This window comes from Selenomonas sp., from assembly GCF_057272215.1.
Window position 1 is genome coordinate 61,733 of sequence record NZ_DBHIUY010000001.1, and the last position, 15,257, is coordinate 76,989.

Annotated in this window: 16 protein-coding genes; 12 read left to right on the plus strand and 4 right to left on the minus strand. The window is 51.1% G+C overall.

Going from position 1 to position 15,257, the window contains the following annotated elements:
* Nucleotides 1-22 precede the first annotated feature (22 nt).
* From ACO5Z0_RS00295 to ACO5Z0_RS00315, 5 genes are all read left to right on the plus strand, one after another.
* Entirely contained in the window at nt 23-799 is a 777-nt protein-coding gene (locus ACO5Z0_RS00295) for a ParA family protein (protein WP_442672538.1), read from the plus strand.
* Nucleotides 789-1,904, plus strand: a complete 1,116-nt coding sequence (locus ACO5Z0_RS00300) for a ParB/RepB/Spo0J family partition protein (RefSeq protein ID WP_485648724.1) — start codon at nt 789-791, stop codon at nt 1,902-1,904. Before ACO5Z0_RS00295 ends, ACO5Z0_RS00300 begins: the two co-directional genes overlap by 11 nt.
* Nucleotides 1,905-2,004: 100 nt before the next feature.
* The gene (locus ACO5Z0_RS00305) at nt 2,005-2,517 is read left to right on the plus strand and encodes a DUF4446 family protein (RefSeq protein ID WP_485648725.1); all 513 of its coding nucleotides are present in this window, start codon (nt 2,005-2,007) and stop codon (nt 2,515-2,517) included.
* 75 nt (nt 2,518-2,592) lie between these two features.
* Nucleotides 2,593-3,522, plus strand: coding sequence for a peptidoglycan DD-metalloendopeptidase family protein (locus ACO5Z0_RS00310; protein ID WP_485648726.1), 930 nt, complete (start codon nt 2,593-2,595; stop codon nt 3,520-3,522).
* Between the two features lie 158 nt (nt 3,523-3,680).
* Nucleotides 3,681-4,067 (plus strand): desulfoferrodoxin family protein, encoded by a 387-nt coding sequence (locus ACO5Z0_RS00315; RefSeq protein ID WP_442675739.1) that lies wholly within the window; start codon nt 3,681-3,683, stop codon nt 4,065-4,067.
* A 216-nt stretch (nt 4,068-4,283) separates the two neighbouring features.
* On the opposite strand, the gene ACO5Z0_RS00320 is transcribed toward ACO5Z0_RS00315, so the two are convergent.
* Together ACO5Z0_RS00320 and ilvA are read right to left on the minus strand one after the other, a co-directional pair.
* Complete coding sequence (locus tag ACO5Z0_RS00320; RefSeq protein WP_485648727.1) at nt 4,284-5,036, minus strand: sulfite exporter TauE/SafE family protein; 753 nt, start codon at nt 5,034-5,036, stop codon at nt 4,284-4,286.
* 93 nt (nt 5,037-5,129) lie between these two features.
* Nucleotides 5,130-6,377 (minus strand): threonine ammonia-lyase, encoded by a 1,248-nt coding sequence (gene ilvA, locus ACO5Z0_RS00325; protein WP_485648728.1) that lies wholly within the window; start codon nt 6,375-6,377, stop codon nt 5,130-5,132.
* Between the two features lie 293 nt (nt 6,378-6,670).
* Between ilvA and ACO5Z0_RS00330 the strand changes: the two genes are divergently transcribed.
* From ACO5Z0_RS00330 to ACO5Z0_RS00340, 3 genes are all read left to right on the plus strand, one after another.
* Nucleotides 6,671-7,129, plus strand: a complete 459-nt coding sequence (locus tag ACO5Z0_RS00330) for a universal stress protein (protein WP_442673194.1) — start codon at nt 6,671-6,673, stop codon at nt 7,127-7,129.
* Between the two features lie 61 nt (nt 7,130-7,190).
* Nucleotides 7,191-7,607, plus strand: a complete 417-nt coding sequence (locus ACO5Z0_RS00335; RefSeq protein WP_442673193.1) for a universal stress protein — start codon at nt 7,191-7,193, stop codon at nt 7,605-7,607.
* 164 nt (nt 7,608-7,771) lie between these two features.
* Complete coding sequence (locus tag ACO5Z0_RS00340) at nt 7,772-8,788, plus strand: GGDEF domain-containing protein (protein WP_485648729.1); 1,017 nt, start codon at nt 7,772-7,774, stop codon at nt 8,786-8,788.
* A gap of 64 nt (nt 8,789-8,852) precedes the next feature.
* Here ACO5Z0_RS00340 and ACO5Z0_RS00345 read toward each other — a convergent pair whose 3' ends face one another.
* Nucleotides 8,853-9,284, minus strand: coding sequence for a YybH family protein (locus ACO5Z0_RS00345; protein WP_442673191.1), 432 nt, complete (start codon nt 9,282-9,284; stop codon nt 8,853-8,855).
* A 267-nt stretch (nt 9,285-9,551) separates the two neighbouring features.
* A complete protein-coding gene (locus ACO5Z0_RS00350) occupies nt 9,552-11,240 on the minus strand; it encodes a sensor domain-containing diguanylate cyclase (protein WP_485648730.1) in 1,689 nt (562 codons plus the stop codon).
* 240 nt (nt 11,241-11,480) lie between these two features.
* On the opposite strand from ACO5Z0_RS00350, the gene ACO5Z0_RS00355 reads away from it, so the two are divergent.
* From ACO5Z0_RS00355 to ACO5Z0_RS00370, 4 genes are all read left to right on the plus strand, one after another.
* Nucleotides 11,481-12,197 carry a hypothetical protein gene (locus ACO5Z0_RS00355; protein WP_485648731.1) on the plus strand — a complete coding sequence of 239 codons (717 nt, stop codon included), beginning with the start codon at nt 11,481-11,483 and terminating at the stop codon, nt 12,195-12,197.
* A gap of 81 nt (nt 12,198-12,278) precedes the next feature.
* Nucleotides 12,279-13,070 carry a bifunctional hydroxymethylpyrimidine kinase/phosphomethylpyrimidine kinase gene (gene thiD / locus ACO5Z0_RS00360; RefSeq protein ID WP_485648732.1) on the plus strand — a complete coding sequence of 264 codons (792 nt, stop codon included), beginning with the start codon at nt 12,279-12,281 and terminating at the stop codon, nt 13,068-13,070.
* A 41-nt stretch (nt 13,071-13,111) separates the two neighbouring features.
* Nucleotides 13,112-13,951 carry a menaquinone biosynthesis protein gene (locus tag ACO5Z0_RS00365; RefSeq protein WP_485648733.1) on the plus strand — a complete coding sequence of 280 codons (840 nt, stop codon included), beginning with the start codon at nt 13,112-13,114 and terminating at the stop codon, nt 13,949-13,951.
* A 175-nt stretch (nt 13,952-14,126) separates the two neighbouring features.
* The gene (locus ACO5Z0_RS00370) at nt 14,127-15,170 is read left to right on the plus strand and encodes a mechanosensitive ion channel family protein (protein WP_485648734.1); all 1,044 of its coding nucleotides are present in this window, start codon (nt 14,127-14,129) and stop codon (nt 15,168-15,170) included.
* The last annotated feature ends 87 nt before the right edge of the window (nt 15,171-15,257 follow it).

A 15,257-nucleotide genomic window follows, 5' to 3' on the forward strand; every position in this document is an offset into this window, starting at 1 on the left:
TATAATAGGAAAAGAAAAGGTTATGGAGGAAAAGAACGTGGCGAAAATTATAGCAGTAGCCAATCAAAAAGGCGGCGTAGGAAAGACGACGACATCGGTAAATTTGAGCGCCGGTCTTGCCATACTGGGCAAACGCGTACTGCTCATTGATTCCGATCCGCAGGGGAATGCAACGAGTGGGTTTGGTATCAATAAATCAGATTTGACGACGACCATTTATCAGGTATTGATTGATAATCTTGCTATGGAAAAGGCGATTCTTCATACAGGGTATGAGGTCGATATATTGCCTGCAAATATTGAGCTTGCCGGAGCGGAGATTGAGCTTGTTGCTGCCATCTCACGCGAGAACCGTTTGAAACGATCGGTTGATACTATACGAGAGAAATACGATTTCATTTTAATTGACTGCCCGCCGTCCTTGGGGCTTTTGACGCTCAATGCGTTGACAGCGTCTGATACCGTTCTAATGCCGATTCAATGTGAATTTTATGCACTTGAGGGTTTGGCGCAGCTGATGAACACAATGACGTTGGTGCAGACTAACTTGAATCCCGCTTTGGAGATTGAGGGCGTGCTTCTGACAATGTTTGATTCGCGCACCAATCTTTCCGTGCAGGTAGCAGAGGAAGTTCGAACACATTTCGGTGGTAAAGTATATCGTACGGTCATACCGCGTACTGTGCGCTTGAGTGAAGCGCCGTCGTATGGACAGCCGATCATCGCTTATGATAGGAATTGCAAGGGGGCTGTCGTCTATATGGATTTGGCAAAGGAGGTGGCGGAGCGTGACAGCTAGAAAGCATCAGGCGTTGGGCAAAGGGCTTGGGGCGCTCTTTCCTTCAGAATTGAAAACGCCGGAAATGCAGGAAGAAGAAGTTGTGCCGGTGGTTGATACCAATGAGAAGATAGAGATTACACAGGAAACAGAAGAAATTACGAAAGATCATCTAGGGGAAGAGACAGGAATTCTTGAGAAAGAAAATACTATGACAAACGATTTGATACCAAACATGAAAGAGATGAATGGTATCATTGTACAGAGAATCTCAATCGACAAGATACGAGCCAATCGGTATCAGCCGCGTCAAGAGTTTGATGAGAGCGCTTTGGATGAGCTTAAGGATTCCATTGTACAACACGGTATATTGCAGCCGATTCTCTTACGACAGCTTCCTGATGATCAAGGCTATGAACTTGTTGCCGGAGAACGGCGCTTTCGCGCGGCAAAGTTAGCAGGATTACTGGATGTTCCAGCTCTTGTACGTCCGCTGAGTGATGCCGCGAGTACAGAGATCGCTTTGATTGAGAATTTGCAGCGTGAAGATCTTAATGCGATTGAAGAAGCGAGCGCATATCAAAATCTTTTGCAGAATTTTGCTCTTACGCAAGAAGCATTGGCTGAACGTGTAGGACGCAGCCGCTCACATATTGCGAATATGATGCGTCTTTTGAAGCTCGATCCACATGTGCAGGAGTATCTGGCGAATGGAAGTTTGACTATGGGACAAGCAAGACCGCTTATCGTTTTGACCGATGCCGCCTTGCAAAGAGAAGCTGCGGATATCATCATGGCACGTGAATGTTCGGCACGCCAGGCAGAAGAGCTGGTAAAACGTATGCAGAAAGATGCAGACGCGGTGGACGCAAATGAAAAGCCGATGCAGGAGCAGGGAGTGCAAGCGATCTTTTTGCGGGAAGCAGAAGATAAGCTCAAGATGCTTTTTGGGACGCAAGTGCGCATACGCACGCAAGGAAAGAAGAATCGCATCGAAATTGATTTTGCATCGGAGGACGATTTGAGTCGGATTATTGATTCTCTACTGGAGAAAAAGAACAAGGTTCTGGCAGATAAGAGAGCAGCATTGCGTCAATTTTCGGTGGGAGAAAGATTCACAGTGTAATGGATGTTTCACGTGAAACATCCAGATTTGGCAGAAAAGAAAAGAGCGATGAAAGTTTTCCACGCACTTTTGCCATATAGATAGAGGAGAACTGATAGGAATGAATGTAAAACAGCTGACGATTTTTTTTGAGAATAATGAGGCGTTCCTTAGTATCTTTTTTTTGGTACTGCTGCTTCTTCTTTTGACTTTAGTTATATATCAGATTTATAGTGTATCTCGCATGAAGAGTCGCTATCGGGAAATGATGACCGGCATGGAAGGTGCAAATCTCGAAAATATGTTGATTGCACATATCAAAGAAATGAAGGAGATTGTTGAGGAAAGCAAACGGATCAAAGCGGAAAATAAGCGCTTAGATACGCTCTTAAAGACAGCTACGACACGCATTGGCATCGTACGATTCAGCGCTTTTGCTGATATGGGAAGCGATCTGAGCTATGCTGTTGCTATGCTGGATTCGCATAATAATGGTGTGATTTTCTCCAGTATATTTGCACGAGAGGATTCACGCAGTTATGTCAAACCCATTGAGAAAGGGCGTTCGACATATAAACTTACGCGCGAGGAGGCAGAAGCCCTCGACAAGGCGATGAGTGTTCGTCCTGAATGATATACGTCATATAAAATTTCAGTTTTGTCTTGCAAAAGATGCGTCAGCGCTTCATGGAAGTTTGGAGATGGCTTTTTGAATAAGAAAAATGGTTTCACCATAAAGATTGTTCCCGATACTTCTGATACCATTCATGCGATCCATCTATCAGGGAAAATGGTGAAGATTGGTATCATATCTTTGGTATGTATGTTGCTTCTTTCTCTGGTAGGTTTTTCTTATTCGCTTTATATAGCAGGTTCTTTTCAAAAAGATGATACCGAATTGAAAAATTTACACCAGGTGCATCGTATGCAGCAGGAACAGCTCTTACAGCTTTCGAAGAAGGCAGATGCCCTGCAGCAGGAGCTTGATGAACTGACGCAAATGGAAAATGAGCTGCGCCGTATGTCGGGGACGGCTGCTGCGCCGGATATGGCAGATGCAGCTGCTAAGAATGGGCAGGGCGGACCATTCAGCGATCCGAATGCAGGAAATGTTGATGCTGTGCTCACGAATCTTGAAGAGCATCTGGCGATTCGCCGTGCGAGTTTGCAGCAACTCAAGCAGGTTTTCATGGAACAGCAGCAGGAGTTCGCTGCATTTTTGCCTTACAGCAATACGCCCTATGCGCTGACAGGAACTGCCGTTACAATTCCCTCTATATGGCCGGCGCGTGGTGAGGTCAGTTCACCGTTTGGCTGGCGTTGGAATGGTACAGACTTTCATCCGGGGATTGATATTGCCAACGATTTCGGTACGCCTATCGTAGCGACTGCTGATGGCATTGTGACAGATGCCGCTTGGAACGCCGGTGGCTATGGCAACAAGGTCGATATTGATCATGGAAATGGTATCATGACACGCTATGGACATGCGCAATCCATCGTTGTACATGTGGGGCAGCATGTGAAACGCGGTCAGATCATTGCCTATATGGGCAGCACAGGATTTTCCACGGGACCGCATGTTCACTATGAGGTTCGCATTCATGGAGAGCCTGTGAATCCGGCGCCATATTTGTAGAAATAAAAAATGATAGAGAGGCGTGTACTCTCGATCTTTTTGCTCTTTTAGGATAATAGATTCTTAAAATGTTTCTCTCTTATCAGAAAAATATAGCCGTAAGAAGTAGAATATGCTACAATATAGTTAGGATCTTTTATCTTGAAGGAGGAAATATTATGGCAAAGCGTTTTTTTGTTTGTAAAGAGTCGGGAGATATTGTCGGTCTGATTCATGACGGCGGCGGAAAGCTCTCTTGCTGCGGTGAGGATTTGAAGGAGCTTAAGGCGAATACGACGGATGCGGCGCAGGAGAAGCATGTGCCGGTGGCGGCGTATGACAAGGCGGCGCGCAAGGTTACGGTCACAGTCGGCTCGGTTGCGCATCCAATGACGGCAGAGCATCTGATCTCGTGGATTCATCTTGAGACGAAGAAGGGGGCGCAGATCTGTCATCTGACGGCCGAAGATAAGCCGGAGGCAGTATTTTTCCTTGCCGAGGGAGATGAGCCTGTGGCGGTCTATGAATACTGTAATTTGCATGGTTTGTGGAAAGCGGATCTTTAAGAAGCTACTGATAAATTCAGCCGCCCGTCTTCAGAGATCTGCGCGCTTCTCTTGGCGTTGACAAAACTTCGAAGCGGCGCCGTTGTGTCTGCGCGTTGTTTCTTAGATAGAATCAGCGCATTTGTGTAAATCTGGGCGACTTCATTTTATCCGAGATACCTTTAAGCTGTAAAATAACAAAAGAGCCGAATTCTTTGATTCGGCTCTTTTGTTATTTTACAGCTGCGATTTACTGACGACGTCCCAGATCGTATAGAGACAGGCGGCGTAGAGGATGAAGAATATCAAGCGACGCAGGAGACTTGTAGGGATGAAGCGTGCGAATGTATGCCCTAAGGTAAGCCCTATGGCGAGGGCGGGCAGCAGGTAAATAAATTCATGGAGAGCGGGTGTAAGCGGATGCCCGCCGATGAGGTAGCCGATGAGCGACGCCGCGTTGCAGAAGAGGAAGAATACGAAACAGGTGGCGCGAAAGGTCTCCGTGTTCATTTTCGTATAGGCGAGGTAGATGAGAAACGGCGGTCCCGCCATACCTGTCGTCATGGATGAGAATCCTGAGCATACGCCCGTAAGAATCGTGTTGCGGCGTGATTCCGGGATATGGCGATGTGAGATTTGCATGAATAGGAGTGAAAGGAATACGACGGTGGTGATCCAGAGTTTCAAAGTATCGCTCGATACATAGTCAAAGACGAGAAAACCGATGGGCACGCCAAGGACGACGCCGATGGCAAGATAGCCGATCAAAGGAAGGTTCGCCTTTTTCCGCATCAAGAAGGACTGCACGGTGTTTCCGGAGCAGGCGAGCAGCAGCATGACAGGAACGACGATCTTCGGATCGTAGAAGAACATCAGCAGGGGCGCCGCCACGATGACAAGGCCAAAGCCTGTGATCGCCTGCAAAAAGGCGGCGAAGAAAATGGCGAGCAAGGGGCCTGTGTGGGAGCTTAGAACTGTGAGGTAGTCCATGAGGAAATAGACCTCCTTTGGGAAATTTTCAAGACATTTGCTCAGCCGGCACACGAAGCGGCATGAGGCGATTTGCGCCCTTTTCCTGCCGTGTCAATAGATTTTTGTGACGAGCAGGTTTTCTTTTTCTAAGGCAGAGATGAGACGTTCGATGTGTTCACGGTTATGCGTTTCGACCGTGACTTCGAGCTGAACCTGCTGGAAGCTGTCGGTGACGCTTGCCTGATTATGGACGAGTTTGATGACGTTGGCATGTTCGCGTGCGACGATTTCAGCGACCTTGAGGAGCTGTCCCGGTTTATCGGGCAGTTGTACGGCGAAGCAAAAGATTCTGCCGCGTGCGATGAGTGACTTGCTGATGAGCGCCGATATTGTTGAAATATCGATATTGCCGCCAGAGAGGATGGATACGACCTTTTTGCCTTTGAACGGCAGGCGTGTGAGTGCGGCGAGCGAGAGGACGCCTGCGCCTTCGGCGATGAGTTTGTGTTTTTCGATGAGGAACAGGAGCGCGCTCATGATCTCCATTTCTGAGACCGTGATGATGTCGTCGAGGTATTTACGGCAGAAAGCGAAGGTCAGATCGCCCGGCGTTTTTACAGCGCAGCCATCGGCGACTGTTTCTACGCCGGCAAGTGTCGTGACATGTCCGGCGGCGAAAGCGTTTGCCATGCAGGCGGCGCCCATAGGCTCGATGCCGATGACTTTGACTTCGGGACGCACAGATTTCGTTGCGAAAGCCACACCGGAGGCAAAGCCGCCGCCGCCGATGGGGACGAGGATGGCGTCGACGTCTTTGAGTTCGTCGATGATTTCGAGCGCTGTCGTGCCTTGACCTAGGAGCACATCACGGTCGTTGAACGGGTGGACATAGACGTAGCCCTTCTCTTTTTGCAGTTCGAGTGAGCGCTTGTAGGCGTCGTCGAAGGTGTCGCCTGCGAGTACGACTTCAGCGCCATAGGAGCGTGTTGCTTCGACTTTTAAGAGCGGCGTCGTGGCGGGCATACATATTACGGCATTGACGCCGAGTCTCTGGGCGGCGAGTGCGACACCCTGTGCGTGGTTGCCGGCAGATGAGGTGATGACACCCTTGCCGCGTTCTTCTTCTGTCAGATGCGCGATTTTGTTGTAGGCGCCGCGCAGCTTGAAGGAACCTGTATTTTGCAGATTTTCCGGCTTCAGATATACGTCGTTTTGGCTCAACGAGGAAAAGAAGGGGCTTTCTAAGAGCCGCGTCTTTTTCGTCACGCCGTCGAGGGCGCGCGCCGCTTCGTAGACGCCGGCAATCGTTGTTTCTTCCAATATGGCGGCGATGTCTCCCGCCGAGAGATTCTTTTTCATGAATTTCCTCCTCGATGTATGTCCGGCTGCGTTTTGGACGATGCTGCATGAGGTACATGCGGGCTTTGGTTTGTCCGCACACTTTTATCGCTGTTTTGTATTCTTATTATATCATGTTTCATGAGGAGCGGGGGAGTTTTTGCGCTATGCTCTATGGATGGATCATCTGCATTTTCCTAAGTCAGGCGATAAGCGCGGAGAAAATCCGTGGAAAATTTCCGAAAAATTTCTAAAAAGGGAGAGGATTTTTTTCCTTCCTCTCGAACTATACAAGTAGAAGGAAGATAGGATCCATGATGGAAGGAGGTGCCAAGGTGAAGGATCGGATGAAGTTTCTCGTGCCGGTGGACGGCTCGCTCCATTCCAAGAGAGCCTTGGAGATGGCGGTGAAGCTTGCAGAGCCGGCGGGGGCGCATATTGATATCCTCTTCGTCTCCTATTTCGAAAGGGAGACGGACGGAGATCCCGATCACCCTTCATGGCTGCCTTTGAGTGTCATGGCCAAGGGGACGGATTCCGCCGAGGAGATTTTGTCCCAAGCGCGGGATGATCTTCCCGACGGCATCGACGCCGAAAGTCATGTGGTGGTCGGTATGCCGCCGCGCAAGATCGTGGAGTTCGCTTCGGAGAATGCGCACGATCTCATCATCATGGGTGGGCGGGGACTTTCTCCTGTCACGGGATTCCTGCTCGGCAGTGTGAGTCAGGAGGTCATGAAGGAGGCGAAGTGTGCGGTCCTCGTTGTCAAATAAGTCAAGGATGCGTATTCGATGCATCTTGGCGAAGGGCTTTCAGTAGAAGGAGGGTTATATTATGTTGAAGAACATTCTCGTCCCTATAGATGGGTCGGAAGGCTCGGATCGTGCTGTAACGGAGGCGATCAAACTGGCAGAGGTCTGCGAGGCGAAGCTGAACTTCCTCTACATTGCAAATATCAATCAGCTTGCGATCAATGCCTGCTTGTCCGACGTGGTGCTTGAAGCCGTTACGAAGGCGGGCAACGTGATCCTCGACCGCGCCATGCAGATGGTGCCGTCGGGCATTAAGAAGGAAGCGTTTTCGGAGACGGGATCGCCTGCTGTTGCCATCCTTGATTTCGCAGAGCACAGCGGCACGGACATCATCGTCATGGGCAGCCGTGGTCTCGGCGTCGTCAAGGGCGTGCTCTTGGGCAGCGTGAGCCAGTATATCGTAGAGCAGGCGAAGTGCCCGGTGCTCGTCGTCAAATAACGCTTATATTTATAAGCCTCACAGGATTATCTGTGAGGCTTATTTCCTGTACGAGGAGAATAAAAGAGTTTTCTTTGAAAAAATTCTTGTTTTGCTTTATAATATTTATAGTAAGAAACCTAGATAGGGATTAAAATTTGTTCGGCAGGATAGGAGTTTTACCGATGAAAAGTACCGATATGAGAAAGACCCATGCACTTAAGGTTAGTGGGGCGCAGCCTGTGACCGCTCCTGATTTTCGCCTGCCGATACAAAAAGAGGCATATACGCGCTCTGCCATTCGTGAGGATGTGAGCAAGAATGCCATTTTGCGTATTTTCCTTGAAAGGATGAATGTGACGGCATATCAATACGATGTGGCTAAGGATGAAATGACGCTGTGGCACGCGGCTCCCGGGGAAGAGATGACGGAGGAGTGGCGGCAGAACTTCTACGAGTATTTTGCAAATGATGTGCTCGCCGATCCGGAGCAGCGGGAGGAAGTTCTTACGCGTCTGCGTGATGCGTGTCAAAGGATGCGCGATGACGTCGTGGAGTATCGTGTCAAGACGGACGATGACAGCCCACTTTGGCGCCGTGCTTCTTATCGCAGTCTGGCAGACAAGAATGGTGAGATCTATGCAGTCGTCGGCTTAATGGAGCAGATCCACGATGAGACGCGGATGTTGGAGCGTCAGGAGGCGCACTTGAAGCGCGACCCGCAGACGCGGCTTTTTGATCGCGATGGGCTGGAGCTTCTTGTCAATCGCCAGCTCATGGAGCTTTCACGCGGTGAGAAGGGCGTGCTGTTCATCGTCGGCATTGATGATTATCAAAAGCTCTACGAGACGTTGGGCGAGTCGGCATGCAACGGCTATATCGGTACTTTGTCCGACTCTGTGCGCACGGATTTTCGTGGTGTGGACGTTTTTGGACGCGTCAACGAGGAAGAAGTCGCCGTATTCATTTCGGGGCGCATCTCGATTGATATTATCGAAAAGCGTGCACAGCGCATTCTTGATCTTTTTCTGCGCGTGCAGCCGCAGGATTATGTATCCGTATCGTTCAGTATGGGAATTTCCGTCGCAGGAGCTTCTTCTGAAAAGTTTTCGCGCATGGTGCAGGAAGCGGAAGAAGCGATGTTTTCTGCACGCAAGTTTGGTCCAAATCGCTGCCGCATGTACGATGAGATCAAGGGATAGAGCGTTTCAAGCGAACAGAAAAGAGGGACTGCTGTTGGGCAATCCCTCTTTTCTGTTTGCTGCGTCAGATTGGTTGGCGCTCGTTGGCGATCGGCATACCTGAGATGTGGGCGTGCAGGATCTTCCAGCCTTCCTGTGACATGCGGCGGTATGTCTGGCTCGTGCGGCCTTTATGCTCGATTTCTGTGCCGTCGGAGCGCAGTTTGCCGTGGAAGTCCCACGTATACATGGCAATCGCCGTGTCGCGGTAGACTTCGATCTCAAGATCACGAAATTCGAAGCACCGTTCTGTGTAAAGTTTCTGCAGGCGGTCAATATAAAAGTGCTGGCGGATGTTCTCCCAGCCGATGTCTTCGCCGCGCGGATGTACCATAGATGTTTTCGGTCCCGGCTGCCAAATGCTTTCGGCGAGTGCGGTATTGGCATCGTTCAAGGTTTTTTTGTAGAGATCAACGTACTGCTCTACAATGGCGGCGTCTCCTTCACGAACTGTCATGGACGATTCCTCCTTTGGTTTGAGAAAGCGCGGTCTTTAGCTACCCTGCCTGCACGCATCAAGGGGATTTCCTGCGGGCGTGCTCTCTCGTGTGAAATTTTCCATAAGCATCTATTCTCATTTTATCATAGTTTGACTTTTTTGGCGATATTTTTCCTTGTATGGGAATGCAGTTTGCATAGAAAATTGCGTTGTGTCGATAAAGAAAGCGCAGCCGGTCGGATGGATTCCAATGGATTCCATGCTCGATCGTCTGCGCGGTGGTTTTCAGCGGAAAGTGACCAAGTTCTTGCCGGAGGTTCTCTTGGATGTGTAGAGCGCTTCATCGGCACGTTGAAAGACGCTTTCGGGTGTATCGTGTGGTCTTGAGAGCGTTACGCCGATGCTCAAGCCGACTTTGCGATTGTCCGGCATCAGAAGCGACAGAGAGGAGGCGCTTTCGTGTATGCGTTTGACCACACGCTCAGCTGCTGCGCGGTCAGCACGCGTCAAGATGACGAAGAATTCGTCGCCTCCCCAACGACATACGATGTCTACGCTGCGTACGGATGAGGTCAGAATGTCGGCGAGTGCCACGAGCGCTTCGTCGCCCATGGCATGACCAAAAGTATCGTTGATGCCCTTGAAGTCGTCCATATCGAGCATCATGACAGCCAGCGGCAGTCCGGAAGAGAGCGCATCGTGCAGGATGTCTTTGAAGGAGCGTTCCATAGCGCGGCGGTTCAATAGACCTGTGAGTGCATCGCGCTCTGCGAGGACGACAAGCTTGCTGTGTGCCGCTTCCCACTCTTTTGTCATAGCGTCGACGAAGTGTACGAGATGGGCGATGATCGAGGTCTGATCGCCGAACTGCGGCGACACAGGCTTGTAGACGGGCGGTTCCTGCGGTCCGCCCTCACGGAAACCGACACTGAGCATGGTGAGGTTCGTTTTCATGACTTGCCCTTTGCTGCGAAAGAACTCCGCGAAAGAGTAGAAGCCCTGCGTCGGCACGGTGCGAGAGATGGCGGCGTACTCATAGAGATTGTTTTGCTGCAGCATGACGTAATGTCCCATGCAGTTTACGATAAATACGGCTTCGGGCGAAAAGTCGCAAAGCTCGGCATGTGTCCTCTGCGCCTCGCTGATGATGGCGATGGGATCGCCTGAAGCGATGCGCAGACGTTCTCCTTCTTGCAGGTCGGCGCTGATATGGACACAGCCGTTGGTTTCGATGCCGGTGAGGCGGCGCGCGAGCGTCGCGCCATTGCGGCGAAGGTGCATCGGGAAGGTTTCGACGCTCTCAAGCGACTCCCAACCGTGGCGTATACCGAGATAGTGGGAAAAAAATTCGCTTGCAGGCCTTTCGTCAAGCTCGATGATCGTGCGTTCATCTGCCATGCGCGTGACCTGCACCTCGGGACCGAAGGGCCGCCAGCCGAAAGATGGAAGCGCTTTGGCGTGCAGCTCCTCGCCGACAAAAAGGAGCGCAAGGAAGCCGCGCGACATACGGTGTCCGGAAAGATCGATCATGACGCGTTTGCCGTCCGTCTGCTCCGAGAGGAGACCGCCGAAAAATACGATGTCCTCTCTGGTGTCTGAGAGGATGTCCAGCAGCTCTGTAATGCCCGGAATTTGCGCAGCCAAAAAGAGACCGACCGCCGCAGTGGCCTTTTCTTGGGCAATCGTCTTGATGAGCCCGCGCCCCGCGGACGCTGCATCCGAATTACCGTCAAACGCCAAGGGGATGACACGCGATGAGGAAAAAAATGTAAACGTAACAACGGCGCTGGCTGCGTCCGCATGGTTTTCTGCACCGCTCCACATCTTCCCGTTGGCGAATCCGCATTCTGCTGCTAATCCCACAACCTTTGCCTGCGGGAAAATTTTTCTTGTTGCACGCTCAAAGTCCGCCATCGTATTGACGGCGAGTTCTGAGGCAAAAAGGGTCACGAGAAGATCGGAGATGTGCGCCATAGAGGCAGCGATTTTTTTTGCCTCTTCTAAACAGAGAGCAAGATCCTCTTCTTTATACAGCAAGGAGGAAAATTGCTTCAAGGCGGATCATTCCTTTCATGTATATCATCTATACTATGTGTATCATATAATTCTTTAGACCTACTGTCAAGTGTTTATAGGAAAAACCACATGATTTTTCATGCAGAAATAACTTATACGGTGTATAATATAATAAAAATGCGGGAAGGGGTCTAAAGTGTGAAAATTTTCCGATATGTGATTTTTTTCCTTTTTCTCGTGCTCCTCTTTACGGGTGCGATGCTTTATTATGGAAGTACGCATCGAAGCGAGACAGAGCGTATGCTCGGACTGCGGACGGAAGATATGCTCTCGCCCGAGGAAGAAGCGCACGAAAAGGCGCTGCGGGAGGAGCGCGAAGCAAAGCGGCTTGCTGACGAAGCGGCGCAAAAGGAGAAAGAAGCGCAGATGGAAAAGCTCAAGGAGGGCATGGAGCGCATAGATTCCGGTTCTTACACATGGTACAGTTATCCGGAGGAGGATGTGCGTTCGGGCGGATTGTATGTGCAGCCGCTTTTGGGGCATAATCGTGACTGTACGTTTCGCTGTAATATTTTATATTATTATAACATCCACGAAAATAGTCGGCGCGCGTGGATTTTCGGCGATCGTTTCGCCATTGAGGCGGACGGTGAGCGGCGCACATGGGAACTCGATGAAAAGAGGCGCCGCGATCACCTCGCAAAGGACGTCGAATCCTTGACCGAGCGCTATCAGATTGCTTTAGGAGAAGACGGCGCAGATATCCTGCGCCGCGCCGCTTTTGCCCGCACGGCGCGCTGCATCTATTGGTCATCGACAGAAGGCAAGTCCGTCAGCTGCACATTGACGAACGAGGAGAAGCGGTGTTTGCAAAACATGATCGCGTTGTATGATTTGTGGCAGGAGACCCGATGAATGTGATATACTATGAATGAATACGATATGAATTTCTGGGAAATGCTGCAAGGTTCGGCGTTTTTTCGGGGGGAGTAGGGCATGAAAGACATCAAAAAAATCCTGACGATTGCAGGATCGGATCCAAGCGGCGGCGCCGGCATACAAGCGGATATCAAGGTCATCACGGCGCATAAGATGTACGCGATGAATGTTTCGACGGGACTTACGGTGCAGAATACGACGGGGATTCGCGATATTTTCGTCATTCCGCCGGATTTTATTGCGGCGCAGATAGATGCGATCTATGAGGATATACGGCCCGATGCGGTCAAAGTCGGCATGGTGGGAAACGATGCGATCGTTCGTACGGTCGCTGGGAAACTGCGGGAAAAGAAAGCGGAGAATATTGTGCTTGACCCTGTCATTACCTCGACGAGCGGCTGCAGCCTGATCACGAGCGAAACGCTCTTTGCTATGGTGGATGAGTTGTTGCCTCTCGCAGATATCGTCACACCGAATCTTGCGGAGGCGGCAGCCATCACGGGCGTCGCTATCACGGACAAGGCTTCTATGCTGCGTTCTGCCAAGGCGTTGACGGAGCGCTTTTCGACAGCTGTCCTCATCAAGGGCGGTCATCTCGTTGAGAGTGCGGACGATCTGCTCTATGCGGATGACCAGGTGCGCTGGTACAAACAGGCGCGTATAGACAATGCGAATACGCATGGTACAGGCTGTGCGCTTTCTACAGCGATCGCCTGCGGTATGGCGGCAGGAAAGCCGCTGACGATTGCCGTGGAGGACGCAAAGGCTTACATCACGGGCGCCATTCGTGCGGGACTCGACCTCGGTAAAGGACATGGTCCGTTGCTGCACATGTGGAAATATATGTAAGGAAGCATGGGACTTATCCGTACTTCCGTAAGGAGGCATTTATGGAAGAGCCAAAGGTTGGGCATATCCATTTTCTTAATATCTTGCCGCTCACATGGAGCTTTGCACATGGCGGCAACCGCGGTCTGCATCTCGTGCCGGGCGTACCGGCGGAGCTTAATCGAGCGCTTGCCGCAGAGAGACTTGATGTCAGCGGCATATCGTCCATCGTCTATGCCGACGGCGATGAAAAGCTTGTCATTTTGCCCGATATCTGCGTGCGCACAGATGAAAGAGTGACGAGCATCCTCTTGGTGACGAAAAAGCCCATCGAGGAGATCAAGGACGACCGTATCATTCTCACGGCGAAATCAGCGACGAGCCACTGTCTTTTGAAAATTATTCTAAAGGAGAGCTACGACGCAAGTCCGAATTACTATGTGCGCCATATTGTGCCGCAAAATCCCGTTCCAAGGGATGCTTCAGGCTCGCTCTTCATCGGCGATGACGCGCTCTGGCTTTATCACCATCGCCGCGAGGATCTCCACTACTATGACCTTGGCGCTGAGTGGCACAAGCTTACGGGACTCGGTATGGTTTATTCGCTTTGGGTGGCGAACCGCACGTTCTCTAAGGAGCGACCGGAGCAGCTGCAGCTCGTTTACGAACGGCTCGTCGGCGGCATGGCGGAGGGCGTTGCCAATAAGTACGCGACAATTCAATCCGTACATGGCGAGAAAGATTTTACATTCGAGCAACTGGAGGAATATCTCCAAGTCATCCACTGGGATCTCAAGGAGGAGCATCTCAAGGGGTTGGAACTCTTCTATAAAAAAGCGCACGCATGGAACCTCATCCATCATGTGCCGGAGCTTCACTTCGCCGATGTGAAACGGATTTGATGCGCGTGCGAATGGTTCAGCATTCTGTATATGCGCGGTTATCCACAAGAAAAACACCTGTTTTCCACAGTTATCCACAGATTTTTGGGGATAAGCCTTAGTTGACTTGTAAGATCAAGGCTTTTCGTATTTGATTTATCCACATAGCCTAGGAGGAAAAATATTGTCTTTTTTTATGAAACTTCAAGCGCTGACTTGGCATGAAGTGACTGATTTCCTGCTTATGCCTGCGTGCATCATGCTCGCGGCGCTGACGGTCGGCATATTTCTCAACAAGCTCATCGACCGGCAGATTCGTGAGAGGGTCACGGTCGGCGAGGACACGGCGTGGTCGATCTTCATCCATGCGCTGCGCGGCGTGCCCGTCTCGTGGTGCCTCGGCGTCGGCGTCTACTGGTCGATCAAGACCATCGACGTCTTTCCGACGATCGCGCAGTTCCTCTCCTACATCCTCTTCGCCATCATCGTCTTCACGCTGACGCGCGTCGCTTCGCGCACGATCACGGGATTCATCGAGATGAAGACGCGCACGAGCGGCGCGGCTCTGCCGAAGACGACACTCCTTTCTTCCATCCTCTCCGGGCTGATCTATGCTATGGGTGTCCTCGTCGTTCTGCAATATGCCGGCATTTCCGTCGCGCCGATCCTCACAGCGATGGGCGTCGGTGGCGCGGCGCTCGCTCTCGGTATGCAGGAGACGCTGTCGAACATCTTCTCAGGACTGCAGCTCATTCTCTCGCGGCAGATTCGCATCGGCGACTATGTACGCATGTCGGCGGGTGAGGAAGGCAAGGTCGCCGACATCAACTTCCGCTTCACGACGGTGCAGACCTTGGGCGGCAACACGATCATCGTGCCGAATCAGAAGCTCGCATCGTCCATTCTTACGAATTACGACATGCCCGCGCAGGAAATCGCCGTTGTCATCCCCGTCGGCGTCAGCTACGCGAGCGATCTCGACGAGGTGGAGCGCGTGACCCTTGTGGTGGCGAACGAGGTCATGGAAGCCTTCGATCACGGCGTTGAGAGTGATCCCGTCGTGCGCTTCCACACGTTTGGCGACTCTGCCATCGAATTCGATGTCGTGCTGCACACGAGCAGCTTCGTCAATCAGTTTCTCTTGAAACATGAATTCATCAAGGCCTTGACGCGCCGCTACCGCAAGGAGGGTATCGACATTCCGTTCCCCATGCGCACAATCATACAGGCGAAGGAGTAACGGCTGCCTGTGCATAACTTTTTCTAAAGAATCTTTCTCCGTAGCGTAAGCCTTGAAAAATCTAAGATGAAGCCCCTTTTTCCTTGT

Coding starts and splice junctions, on each gene's coding strand:
- ACO5Z0_RS00315 (WP_442675739.1), top strand. CDS start 3,681: ATGGCAAAGCGTTTTTTTGTTTGTAAAGAGTCGGGAGATATTGTCGGT.
- ACO5Z0_RS00370 (WP_485648734.1), top strand. CDS start 14,127: ATGAAACTTCAAGCGCTGACTTGGCATGAAGTGACTGATTTCCTGCTT.
- ACO5Z0_RS00335 (WP_442673193.1), top strand. CDS start 7,191: ATGTTGAAGAACATTCTCGTCCCTATAGATGGGTCGGAAGGCTCGGAT.
- ACO5Z0_RS00345 (WP_442673191.1), bottom strand. CDS start 9,284: ATGACAGTTCGTGAAGGAGACGCCGCCATTGTAGAGCAGTACGTTGAT.
- ACO5Z0_RS00365 (WP_485648733.1), top strand. CDS start 13,112: ATGGAAGAGCCAAAGGTTGGGCATATCCATTTTCTTAATATCTTGCCG.
- ACO5Z0_RS00295 (WP_442672538.1), top strand. CDS start 23: ATGGAGGAAAAGAACGTGGCGAAAATTATAGCAGTAGCCAATCAAAAA.
- ACO5Z0_RS00330 (WP_442673194.1), top strand. CDS start 6,671: ATGATGGAAGGAGGTGCCAAGGTGAAGGATCGGATGAAGTTTCTCGTG.
- thiD (WP_485648732.1), top strand. CDS start 12,279: ATGAAAGACATCAAAAAAATCCTGACGATTGCAGGATCGGATCCAAGC.
- ACO5Z0_RS00305 (WP_485648725.1), top strand. CDS start 2,005: ATGAATGTAAAACAGCTGACGATTTTTTTTGAGAATAATGAGGCGTTC.
- ACO5Z0_RS00350 (WP_485648730.1), bottom strand. CDS start 11,240: ATGGCGCACATCTCCGATCTTCTCGTGACCCTTTTTGCCTCAGAACTC.
- ACO5Z0_RS00340 (WP_485648729.1), top strand. CDS start 7,772: ATGAAAAGTACCGATATGAGAAAGACCCATGCACTTAAGGTTAGTGGG.
- ACO5Z0_RS00320 (WP_485648727.1), bottom strand. CDS start 5,036: ATGGACTACCTCACAGTTCTAAGCTCCCACACAGGCCCCTTGCTCGCC.
- ilvA (WP_485648728.1), bottom strand. CDS start 6,377: ATGAAAAAGAATCTCTCGGCGGGAGACATCGCCGCCATATTGGAAGAA.